The sequence below is a fragment of the Microbacterium sp. No. 7 genome (assembly GCF_001314225.1).
GTDB lineage: Bacteria > Actinomycetota > Actinomycetes > Actinomycetales > Microbacteriaceae > Microbacterium.
Window position 1 is genome coordinate 4057121 of record NZ_CP012697.1, and the last position, 11449, is coordinate 4068569.

Consider the following 11449-nt stretch of genomic DNA (forward strand, 5'->3'; position numbering starts at 1 on the left):
CGCATCGCCGCGCGCGGCCGGCTCGTCACGCCGGCGCCTCCGCGCGCGGCACGGTGCGGGCGGCCTCGAACGCGCGTGCGCCCTCCGGGGGCGCGCCTCCGTCGCCGACCGCCGCACGCAGCAGGAACTTCTGGATCTTGCCCGACGGCGTGCGCGGCATCTCGTCCACGACCCAGAGGAACTCGGGCCAGTACTGCGTCGCCATGCCGGCATCCGCGAGGTGGGCGACGAGATCGGCCAGGCTCGGCGGCGGGCCCGCGACGACGAGCACGGCGCAGCCGCGCTCCCCCATCCGCGGATCGGGGACGCCGACGACCGCGGCCTCCTGCACGCCCGGGTACTCCAGCAGCAGGTTCTCGACCTCGACGACGGGGATGTTCTCTCCCCCGCGGATGATGATGTCCTTCGAACGGCCCGTGATGCGGACCAGGTCCTCCTCCACCCAGGTCCCCAGGTCGCCCGTGTCGAACCACCCGTCCTCGTCGACGACGTCGTCGTACAGGTCCTGGCGCCCCAGGTAGCCGACGAACACGCTCGGCCCTCGCGCGATCAGGCGCCCTTCGACGCCGAGGCCGACGGCACGTCCCCACTCGTCGACGATCTTCAGCTCCATGTACGGCGTGCGGCGCCCGTCGCTGGCCGCGACCGTCTCGACGTCGTCGGCCGGGCCGTGCACGGTCACGCCGCCGCACTCCGACGTGCCCCACTGCGCCATGAGCTTGGCGCCGAGCACGTTCTGCGCCCGTGCCGAGAGCGTGCGGGGGATCGGCGCGCCGGCGCACACGAAGTGCCGGAAGGTCGTCAGCGAGCGCGGCGAGCGCTCCTGCTCGGCGATCGCGTCGACGACGAACGGCGTCGCACCGATCGTCCACGTGATCGACTGCTCCTCCACGGCCTCCAGGAACCGCGCCGGATCCCAGACGTCCTGGAACACGGCGGTCATCCCGCGCGAGAGCGGTTGCAGCAGCCCCCAGAGGAAGCCGGTGAGGTGGCCCATCGGCGATGCCATGAACGACACGTCGCGGTCGTCGAGACCGAGGCTGTCGAACATCGCGCGCCCGGCCGACCAGAGCGTGTCGTACGTGTGCAGCGTGCCCTTCGGCTCGCCGGTCGTCCCCGAGGTGTACATGAGCGACGCGACCTCGTCGCCCCGCCGCGCCCGCGGCACGGGCGACCCCGCCCCCGGCAGGCCGGTGCGCAGCAGGCCCTCGAACGCCAGCTCGTCGCCGAGGCGCCCCTCGCCGCCGACCACGACGACGTGCTCGAGCGCGGGCAGCGCGGGGCGCAGCTCCCGGGCCAGCCCGAGATGGTCGAACCCGCGGAACGAGGCCGGCACGAAGAGCACCTTGGACGCCGCACGGCCGAGCATGAACTCCAGCTCGCGGCGACGCAGGATCGTCACGAGCGGATTCACCACGGCGCCCGCGCGCATCGCGGCGAGCACGGCGACGGCGCACTCCCAGCCGCTGGCGAGCTGCAGCGAGACGACGTCGCCCCGCCCGACGCCGAGATCCGCCAGCGCCTGGGCCAGGCGGTCCGCCGCCTCGCCGAGCTGTCGGTAGGTGAACGAGTCCGGCTGCTCCGCGCCCTGCCGGTAGCAGACGAGCGCGGTGCGGTCGGGCGTCGCGTCGACGAAGGCGAAGATGTCGTCGACGATCGTCCGATCGCGCCAGTCGCCGCGCGCGCGGTAGTGCGCGGCGCGGTCGGGCGCGGGAAGACGGATGCCGGCGAAGGGGTCGGCGATCGCCTCGCCGCGGGCGGTTCCCCGATGGGACATGGACTCTCCTTGTGTGGGTGCGTGTCGGCGCCGCCATCGGCATCGATGCGACGCGCCTGAGAACGGCTAGGCCGTGCGGTCGTCGGCCGCGAGCGCGAGCGCCGCCGGGTGCGGACTCCGCACGGGCTGCACCACGACGGGGATGCCGCTGAGGATCGCGTTCCACGACGGCACGTCGACCTGCTGCTCGTCGGCCAGCACGTTCGAGTTGGATCCCGGGCGCGCCGTCGCCGTCTCCATGTGCACGCCCTCGGTCGAGTGGAGCCATCCGTGCGGAAGGCTGACGGCGCCCCGCGGCATCCGGTCGGTCACCTCGACGAGCACCTCCAGCTCGCCGGCCGCGCTCGACACGCGCGTCGTGTCGCCCGTCTCCAGGCCGCGCTCGGCGGCGTCCTGCGGGCTGATCCGCAGCGTCGACCGCGTGCGGCCGGTCATGAGCGAGGGCATGTTGTGGATCCACGAGTTGTTCGATCGCAGCGCCCGCCGGCCCATCAGCAGGAGCCCCGACGGCGGCCCCTCGTCGATCTCGCGCTGCAGGCGCGGGATGTCGTCGACGATGAGCGCCGGGGCGATGTCGATGAGCCCGTCCTCGGTGCGCAGCACCTCGGGCAGGCGCGGCTGCAGCGGCCCGAGGTCGATCCCGTGGGGATTCGCCTCCAGCTGTGCGAGCGTCAGCCCGTCGGGCACCTCGCCGAAGCGGTCTCCGAACGGGCCGACGCGCAGCAGGAAGTCGAGCACGCGCTCGGGGCCGACGCGGGGGCTGAGCATCGCGACGATCTCCTCGGGATCGCGACCGGCGATGCGGGAGAACGGCGAGCGCAGCTCGGAGCGGATCATGCCGCGGATGAAGCCCTCGTCGATCTCGTGGACGGGCGCCCCGGAGCCGTCGAACACCGCCGCGAGGCGGCACATGATCTCCCACTCGTCGAGCGCGTTCGGGCCCTTCTCCACGGCGGCGGGGCTGTAGTTGGCGAAGTTGCGGACCGACCACATCGTGAAGTGCGTGTCGTAGTGCGACCTCTCCAGCGGCGACAGCGCCGGAAGGATGACGTGGGCGAAGCGCGTGCTGTTGTTGATGTACGGGTCGATGGCCACGAGCGCGTCCAGCGTGGGCAGCGCCGCCTCCATGCGGCGGGAGTTCGGGGTGGAGACGACGGGGTTGCCGCTGATGAGCAGCAGCCCGCGGTAGCGGCCGGGTCCCGGCGTGTCGATCTCCTCGGCCAGGCACGACGTGGGGAACTCGCCGAACAGCTCGGGGGCCTGGCGCACGCGGGTGCGGAACCGCCCGATCCGCGTGGGTCCGCCGAAGCGGGGCTCCCCCCTCGTGTTCGCCATCCCCGACGCCGGCTGGGGGAACATCGCCCCGCCCGGACGGTCGAGGTTGCCGGTGAGGACGTTGAGCACGTCGATCGCCCACGACGAGATGGTGCCGAAGCGCGTCGTGCACGTGCCGATGCGGCCGTAGACGACGCCGGAGGGCGACGCGGCGAACGCGCGCGTCAGCTCGCGCACCGTGGACGCCGCGATCCCCGTGTACGCCTCGAGCCGCTCGGGCCGGAACGGCGCGACGACGCGCTCGAGGACGTCCATCCCGCGCAGGTAGGCGCCCGCGGCCCCTGTGTCGACGAGCGACTCGTCGAACAGCACGCACGCCATCGACAGCAGGAGCGCGGCGTCGGTGCCGACGCGCGGGCGCAGGTGCTGCGTGGCCACCTCGGCCGTCCGGGTGCGCACGGGGTCGACGACGACGAGGGTGCCGCCCCGCTCCTTGAGGGCGCGCAGGCGGCGCGGCCAGCCGGGGGCGGTGGCGAGGCTGCCGTTGGACTCCATGGGGTTGGCCCCGAGCATGATCATGAACATCGTGCGATCGATGTCCGGCACGGCGAGCGTGTAGCGGTCTCCGAACAGGAGGCCGTTGGACAGGTCCTTCGGCCGCTGGTCGAGCGTGGACGCGCTGTAGAGGTTGGGGGTGTTGAGGGCCTTCACGACGGCGCGCGTGAACAGCAGTCCCGCGAGGTTGTGCCCGATCGGGTTGCCCATGTAGATCGCGGTCGCGTGCGGCCCGTCCTCGTCGAGGATGGGGCGGAAGAGCTCGGAGACGCTATCGAACGCCTCGTCCCAGGAGGCCTCGCGGAAGTCGGAGCCCTCGCGCACGAGCGGCACGCGGAGCCAGTCGGGGTCGTCGAGCATCTCGCCGAGCGTGGCGCCCTTGGGGCACATGAAGCCCCGGGACATGACGTCGTCGACGTCGCCGCGCGTGCGGAGCACGCGATCGCCCTCCATCGTGATCGACAGCCCGCAGGTCGACTCGCAGATCGGGCACGTGCGGGTGACGGTGCGCAGGCCGGCGGTCATGACCCGTCGCCGCCCAGTCCGATCTCGACGAGCCGCGAGCGGTCGGCCACCTTGGCGCGCGGGCGGCCGAGGCGCCGGCCGCTGAGCAGCTCGTACTCGTCGATCCGGCGCCATCCGTCCCAGTCGTACAGCGCCGGCTGGCGTCGGCGCAGGAGCGTGTCGACGTCGTCGGCCGATCGCGTCGGGTCGGCGAGCCGATCGGCGCGGTGGTCGTCGAGCAGCGCGGCGACCGTGTCGCTCGCGCACTGCTTGTTCGTGCCGAGCACGCCCGAGGGACCGCGCTTGATCCAGCCCACGGTGTACATCCCGCGCACGGGCGCGCCGCTCGGCGGCTCGACGATCCTCGCACCGTCGTTGGGCAGGATGCCGCGCGCCTCGTCGAACGGCAGCCCTTCGATGGGGATGCCGCGGTAGCCGACCGCCCGGAGCACGAGGCCCGTCGGGATCCGCTCCAGGACGCCGGTGGACTCGGTCTGCGTCTGCTCGCCGGCATCCGCCGATCGCGTGCGCTCGATCTCGATGGCCTCGACGCGGTCGTCGCCCAGCACCCGCACCGGCGCGGAGAAGAAGCGGAGGCGGATGGTGCGGTCGGCGTCGCCCCAGTCCCGCGCGGCGTACTCGCTGAGCAGCTCGTACTTGAGCCGCGGCGCGAACGACTCGCCGAGGAGCCGTCGCTCGTTGGGGGTCAGCTCCAGATCGGCGGGGTCGACGGCGACGCGCAGGCCGGGGATCGACCCCAGGGCCCGGAGCTCGGGCGACGTGAACGCGGCGTGCAGGGGACCGCGACGCGCGAGGAGCACGACCTCGCGCACCGATCCGGCGGTCAGCGCCCGCACGGCGTGCTCGGCCGCGTCGGAGTGCTGCAGCTGCGCGGGCGAGGCGGTGAGCATGCGCGCGACGTCCATCGCGACGTTGCCGTTGCCGACGATGACGGCCCGCGGCGTCGTCAGGTCGAACCGCGCGTCGGCGGCGTCGGGGTGCGCGTTGTACCAGGCCACGAAGGCGGTCGCGGGGTGGCTGCCCGGCAGGTCCTCGCCGGGGATGCCGAGGGCGCGCGAGCTGGAGGCGCCGGTCGCGAAGATCACGGCGTGATAGCTCTCGGCCAGCTCGGCGACGGAGACGTGCGTGCCCACCTCGACATTGAAGAAGAACCTCAGCCGCGGATCGCGGGCGTGCTCGGCGAACCGCTCCGCGACGGCCTTGGTGTGCAGGTGGTCGGGGGCGATGCCGGCCCGCGCGAGGCCCCACGGCGTGGGGAGCCGATCGAAGAAGTCGACGCGGAGGGCGGAGCCGCCGCGCTCGAGCAGCTCCAGCGCGGCGTAGCAGCCGGAGGGCCCCGAGCCGATGACCGCGACGCGGAGCTCCTCGGTCCGCGCGACGGCGGGCTTGCCCACCTCGCGGCGGGGCACCTCGCCGAGCGCCGGCCAGGCGGTCTCGAAGAAGTCGGCGTTGACCTTCGCGTAGTCGGCCAGGTCGTCGGGCAGGTTGTGATCGGCGTAGATCGCCCCGACGGGGCACTCCACGACGCAGCTCCCGCAGTCGATGCACGTGTTCGGGTCGATGTAGAGCATCTCGGTCGAGCCGGCGCGCCGCTCGGCCGGGGTGGGGTGGATGCAGTCGACGGGGCAGACGACAGTGCACGCAGTATCGTTGCAGCACGACTGAGTGATCACATGTGGCATCCGGGTCGCCTCCGCGCGTCGTTGTCCAGGGCATCCTCGCCGTTCGTAGGGAACATCGCCCTGCGATCGGTGTGCGATCGCCGGGCGATCGTCGCGACTCGGCGGCGAGATGCCCTTCATTATTGCCATAATTACAGCGGTACGCAACCATGATGGCCAACATTGGCCTCGTGAGGGCGTCCGGAGAAAGAGACGGAGAAGGCACACATGGCTCGCGAACACGCAACGCTCGTCGAACCGCTCAGCCTGATCAGCGGGGTGCACCAGACGAGTGCGCGCGCCGCACTGCTGGTCTGCCTGGGCGAGTTCGTCTGGCCGGCCGGACGGACGGTGTGGTCATCGACCCTCGTCAACGTGCTGGGCGAACTGGGCTTCGAGCCGAACGCCGCGCGCAAGGCCATCCAGCGCACCGCGAAGTCGGGACACATCGAGCCCGTGCGCGAGGGCCGGCGCGTGCGCTGGGAGTTCACCGCCGCCGGCGGCCGGGCGCTGGCCGAGGGCGGCGAGCGCGTCTTCGGCTGGCAGACGCGCGACATGACCTGGGACCGGCGATGGCTGTCGATCCTCGTCACGGTGCCCGAGTCCCAGCGGCAGCTGCGCCATCACCTGCAGTCGGGCCTCATCTGGGCGGGCCTGGGATCGCCGGGCTCCGGCCACTGGATCACGCCGCACGTCGACCGCGAGCCCGAGGCCCGCGAGGTCATCGAACGCCTCGGCCTGCTCGAGCAGACGCACTCGTTCGTCGGACGCCACGGCGGGATCGGCGACGAGCGCGCCCTCGTGGAGTCGGCGTGGAACCTCGACCTGCTGAGCGCGCAGTACGAGCAGTTCATCGAGCGGTTCGCGAAGCTCACGCCGCGCGACGACCGCGAGGCGCTGCTCGCCCGCATCGAGCTGGTGCAGGCGTGGCGCCGGTTCCCCTACCTCGACCCCGACCTGCCGCGCGAGTTCCTCCCGCCGCGGTGGCCCGGCTTCCGCGCGACGACCGTGCTCGGCGAGTGCCGCGCGGCGTGGAAGGAGGCCTCCGAGCGGCACTGGCAGGTGCTCTCGCACCTCGAGAGCGTCTGACCCGCCGGCGCCGCGCGGAGGCCGCGTCCCGTCAGCCGGCGAGGGCGATGTCCTCCTGCACCAGCTCCCGCAGGCGGTACTTCTGCACCTTGCCCGCGGGCGTCTTGGGGAACTGGTCGAGCAGCAGGAGCCTCTCCGGCCAGAACTGCTTCGTGAAGCCCGCCTCCGCGAGATGGGCAGTGAGATCGGCGAGCGTGGGCGTCGCGTCGCCCGCCGCGACCACGCAGGCGCAGCCGCGCTCCCCCATGCGGTCGTCGGGATAGGCGACCACCGCGACCTCCTTGACGCCGGGGTGCGTGAGGAGGAGGTTCTCGATCTCGACGACGGGCACGTTCTGGCCGCCGCGGACGATGATGTCCTTGCTGCGGCCGGTGATCCGGATGCCGCCGTGCGGCGTGCGGCGGCCGTTGTCGCCCGTGTCGAACCAGCCCTCGTCGTCCATCGCCGCGGCGATCGCCTCGGGCTGCTTGTAGTAGCCGAGGATGATCCCGGGCCCGCGCATCTGCAGCCGCCCCTCCTCGCCGTCGGCGACGGGCTCGTCGTTGTCGTCGACGATGCGCAGGTCGACGTACTCGACCTGCATCCCGTCGCTCTCGGCGAGGACCTCGACGGGGGTGCCGAGCTGGTGGATCGTGCACACGCCCACCTCGCTCATGCCCCACAGCGAGAGCAGCTCGACGCCGAGGTGCTCCTGCATCTGGATCGCCACGTGCGGCGGGATCGGCGCGCCGCCGCACGCGAACGCGCGCAGGCTGCCGAGCGGGCGCGGCTGCTGCTTGAGCGCGTCGATCATGTCGAGGGCGAACGGCGTCGCCGACAGCATCCACGTGATGCCCTCGTACTCGATCATGTCGACGAGGGCGCGCGGGTCCCACGCGTCCTGGTAGACGACCTTCTGGCCGAGCGACAGCGGCAGATAGGTGCCCCAGTAGAAGCCGGTGAGATGGCCGACCGTCGAGGCCATGAAGCTCACGTCGTCCTCGACCATCTGCACGGCGTCGGCGATCGGCCGGCCCTGCGCCCACAGCGTGTTGTGCGAGTGCACGGCCGCCTTCGGCCGCCCGGTGGTCCCCGACGTGAACAGCAGCAGCGCGGGGTCGTCGGGCTGCGGATGCCGCTGCGCGAGCAGCTCGCCGACGCCGTCGACGAGGTCCCACCGCGTGTCGACGAAGAAGTCGTCGAAGGAGGTGAAGTCGCCGTCGTCCTCGCCCAGCACGACGACGTGCGCGAGCTCGGGGAGGCCGGGGCGCAGCCTGCGCGCCATGTCGGCGTACGAGAAGCCGCCGTGCTGCGCCTTCACGATGTACACCTTGCTCCCGGCGTGGCGGAGCATGAACGACAGCTCGTTCTCGCGATAGATGTGCGGGATGGGGTTCGGGATGGCGCCGATGCGCATCGCGGCGATGGCCAGCGCCGGGAACTCCCACGTGTTGGGCAGCTGGATCGAGACGATGTCGCCCTTGCCGACGCCGAGCGCGTCGAGCGCCCCGGCGAAGCGCGTGATGAGCGATCCGAGCTGTCCGTAGGTGACGGTGCGCGGCATGGCCGAGCCCTTCGCATACGACACGACGGCCGCCTTGTGCGGGTTCCGCTCGATCGCCTCCAGCAGGTCGTCGACCGGCGTCCGGTCCCGCCACCAGCCCCGCGCGAGGAAGTCCTCGCGCTGCTCGCGCGGGATCTTCCTGGCCCAGTCCGACGTTGTCACATCTTCGTTCATCAAGGCTTCCTCACCTCATCGTCGACGTGCGCACCGCGAGATGCGCATCCCGGGGCCGTCCGGCCTCCTCGGCTCGCGGAGACGGCGGCGTTCACGGGTGCAGTGACGGTAACACCAGACGGGCACATTCGTCAATGTCTTGTCGCATCACGAATCTTTTGTCCCCTATCATGGGAGCGGCACGACGACGGCGCGTCCGTCGCCCCACGGCGGGGATCGTCCCCTCGAACGAGAAGTGGAACGGCAATGACACAGAGCACTCACGACGCGCCGGTGGCGGTCGTCACGGGATCGTCGCGCGGCCTCGGACGCGCGTTCGCCGCGGAGCTGGCGCGCACCGGCCACCGCGTCGTCGTCAACGCCACGACGGAGGAGGGCGCGGCGCGCGCGGTCGCGGAGCTCGCCTCGTCGGGCGCGGAGGCGGTGTCCGCGGTCGGCTCGGTCGCCGACGCGGCGTTCTGCGAGCACCTGGTCGAGACGGCGGTGTCGGCGTTCGGGCGCATCGACGTGCTCGTCAACAACGCCGGGATCACCCGCGACCGCTCCTTCCTGAAGATGTCCGTCGAGGAGTTCGACGAGGTCGTCGCGACGCACCTGCGCGGAACGTGGGCGTGTGCGCGCGCCGCCGCACGCCGGATGACCGACCGGGGCGGCTCGATCGTCAACGTGTCGTCGGGCTCCGGGCTGTTCGGCATGTACGGCCAGGCCAACTACGCCGCCGCGAAGGCCGGCATCGTCGGGCTCGGCCGCGTCATGCACCTCGAGCTCTTCGCGCGCTTCGGCATCCGCACCAACACCCTGGCCCCCGCCGCGGCGACCGACATGACGAAGGTGTTCGCGAGCAGCGACGTGGGCCATGCCGTCGCCTTCCCGTCGCCCGACGCCGTCGCCCCGATCGTGTCCTACCTCGCGGGCGCCGAGTCGCGCGACGTCTCCGGCCAGGTGCTCTCCTTCGACGGCAGCGTGCTGTCGGTGTGGACGCATCCCGAGGCGGCGCACACCTGGACCGCCGACGCATGGACGGCCGCCGACTTCGCCGAGCGCCTGACGCCCGACCGGATGCAGGCCTTCCATCCCGACCGCTGGGGGTCGGGCGTCACCGCGGGCTGACCCGCGCACCGCTCACGCGCGCAGGCCCACCGCGGCCTCGAAGCACAGCCGCCCCTGCGCGTCCCGCCCGCGCACGCGCGCGGTGACGAGACGGCGACCGGGGTGCACCGTCTCGGCGACCAGCTCGACCGCCGACGGCGCGGTCACGCCACGCGGGTACGAGACGCGCAGGCCCGAGACGCGCATGCCGGGACGCAGGCGCTGCGCGACGATGCCGGCCGCGGTGGCCGCCACGCCGCCGTGCAGGGTGCCGAACAGGTTGGCCCACGGCCCGGTGTCGTCGAGGCGGGCGACGACCGCGTCGCCGTCCCCCTGCGCGACGACGAGCCCGAGCACCTCGGCCGCGCCGCCGGCGCGCTCGGGTCGCGCACGGTCCGACGACGGCGGCGTCGCATCGTCCCGGCCCGCCGCGCGCAGGGCCGCCTCCGCCTCCACGCCGACCGGGACCACGTTCACCCACGTCGACCCGAGCGCCACGAGCCGGCCGTCCTCGCCCGTGACCGTCGCCCAGGCGAAGCCGCCGTCGGCGTCGACGACGACGTCGCCCACGACGGCCTCGATCCTCGCCCCGTCGGGCACGGGCGCCGCGAGCTCGACGGACAGCTCGGCGGTGATCGACCAGGTGCCCCGAGGACGTCGCGCGAACACGGCCTCACCGAGCACGTGGTCCAGCAGCACGGCCACGCGGGGCAGCGCGCCGTCCATCCACGGCCGCACCGTCGCCGCGCACGCCCACCGGTGCGCGGTGACGTCGCAGGGGCCCACGCCGAACACCCGCTCGACCGACGCGTCGGTGAGCACCGAGCACTCCCGCCTCTCTTTCGAGTTCACCGCTCACTCCTTTCGCCGTGCCCTTGGGGAGCACGGACCTCTGCGCTATTCTAGTGAATGTTCGCTAGATTGCTCCGGCGGCACGTTCGCTCAGCACCGCCGCCGGTCGTCCCGTCAGGAAGGACCCCATGACCTCCTCCCCCACCGTGCGCCTCGTGGTCGACGACGGCGTGGCGACGATCACCCTCGACCGCCCCGAGGCCGGCAACGCGATCGACCTGTCCACGGCGGGCCTGCTGGCCGACGCCGTCGAGAGCGCCCGCGACGACCCCCGCGTCGGCGCGATCCTGCTGGAGGGCGGCGCCCGGTCGTTCTGCGTGGGCGGCGACCTGAGGACGATGGCCGACGCCCCCGATCGCTCCGCCTACCTGCTCGAGCTCGCCGGCGAGGCGCACCGCGCGATCCGGGCGCTGCACACGGCGCCCCAGCCCGTGGTCGCCGTCGTCCGCGGGGCTGCGGCCGGCGCCGGGCTCGCGCTCACGCTCGCCGCCGACGTCGTCGTCGCCGGCGGATCGGCCCGCTTCGTGGTCGCCTACCCCGCGGTCGGCCTGACGCCGGACTGCGGCACCTCGTGGCTGCTGCCGCGCGTCGTCGGCCTGCGCGCAGCCCTGACGATGTCGCTCACGGGCGAGTCGGCCGACGCCGAGCGCGCCGTGCAGCTCGGGCTCGCCTCGGTCGTCTGCGCCGACGCCGAGGCGGCTCAGCGCGGACGGGACATCGCGGCCCGCATCGCGGCCGGCGCCGCGGGGGCGCTCGGCGCCACGCGCCGCCTTCTGCGCGAGGGCCTCGACTCCGACCTCGACGCGCACCTCGACCGCGAGGCGCGGTCGATCTCGCGCGCCGCCGGAGGCCCCGAGGCGGGAGCGCTCATCGAACGCTTCCTGGCCCGGTGACGCCTCCGGCGACGCC

General features: G+C 72.9%; 8 protein-coding genes. 3 read left to right on the top strand and 5 right to left on the bottom strand.

Going from position 1 to position 11449, the window contains the following annotated elements:
• Window positions 1-25: 25 nt before the first annotated feature.
• From AOA12_RS18735 to AOA12_RS18745, 3 genes are all read right to left on the bottom strand, one after another.
• Complete coding sequence (locus AOA12_RS18735) at window positions 26-1777, bottom strand: AMP-binding protein (protein WP_054686291.1); 1752 nt, start codon at window positions 1775-1777, stop codon at window positions 26-28.
• A gap of 66 nt (window positions 1778-1843) precedes the next feature.
• The gene (locus AOA12_RS18740; RefSeq protein WP_054686292.1) at window positions 1844-4132 is read right to left on the bottom strand and encodes a molybdopterin-dependent oxidoreductase; all 2289 of its coding nucleotides are present in this window, start codon (window positions 4130-4132) and stop codon (window positions 1844-1846) included.
• Window positions 4129-5814 (bottom strand): FAD-dependent oxidoreductase, encoded by a 1686-nt coding sequence (locus AOA12_RS18745; RefSeq protein ID WP_054686293.1) that lies wholly within the window; start codon window positions 5812-5814, stop codon window positions 4129-4131. The genes AOA12_RS18740 and AOA12_RS18745 overlap by 4 nt, the downstream gene beginning before the upstream one ends.
• A gap of 207 nt (window positions 5815-6021) precedes the next feature.
• On the opposite strand from AOA12_RS18745, the gene AOA12_RS18750 reads away from it, so the two are divergent.
• Complete coding sequence (locus AOA12_RS18750) at window positions 6022-6882, top strand: PaaX family transcriptional regulator (RefSeq protein ID WP_054686294.1); 861 nt, start codon at window positions 6022-6024, stop codon at window positions 6880-6882.
• 31 nt (window positions 6883-6913) lie between these two features.
• Here the strand turns inward: AOA12_RS18750 and AOA12_RS18755 are convergent, their stop codons facing one another.
• On the bottom strand, window positions 6914-8599 hold the full coding sequence (locus tag AOA12_RS18755; protein WP_054686295.1) for an AMP-binding protein: 1686 nt from the start codon (window positions 8597-8599) through the stop codon (window positions 6914-6916).
• Between the two features lie 246 nt (window positions 8600-8845).
• On the opposite strand from AOA12_RS18755, the gene AOA12_RS18760 reads away from it, so the two are divergent.
• Entirely contained in the window at window positions 8846-9709 is an 864-nt protein-coding gene (locus tag AOA12_RS18760; protein ID WP_054686296.1) for an SDR family NAD(P)-dependent oxidoreductase, read from the top strand.
• A 12-nt stretch (window positions 9710-9721) separates the two neighbouring features.
• Here the strand turns inward: AOA12_RS18760 and AOA12_RS18765 are convergent, their stop codons facing one another.
• A complete protein-coding gene (locus tag AOA12_RS18765; protein WP_054686297.1) occupies window positions 9722-10540 on the bottom strand; it encodes a PaaI family thioesterase in 819 nt (272 codons plus the stop codon).
• A 128-nt stretch (window positions 10541-10668) separates the two neighbouring features.
• Between AOA12_RS18765 and AOA12_RS18770 the strand changes: the two genes are divergently transcribed.
• Complete coding sequence (locus tag AOA12_RS18770; RefSeq protein ID WP_054686298.1) at window positions 10669-11433, top strand: enoyl-CoA hydratase/isomerase family protein; 765 nt, start codon at window positions 10669-10671, stop codon at window positions 11431-11433.
• Window positions 11434-11449: the final 16 nt, after the last annotated feature.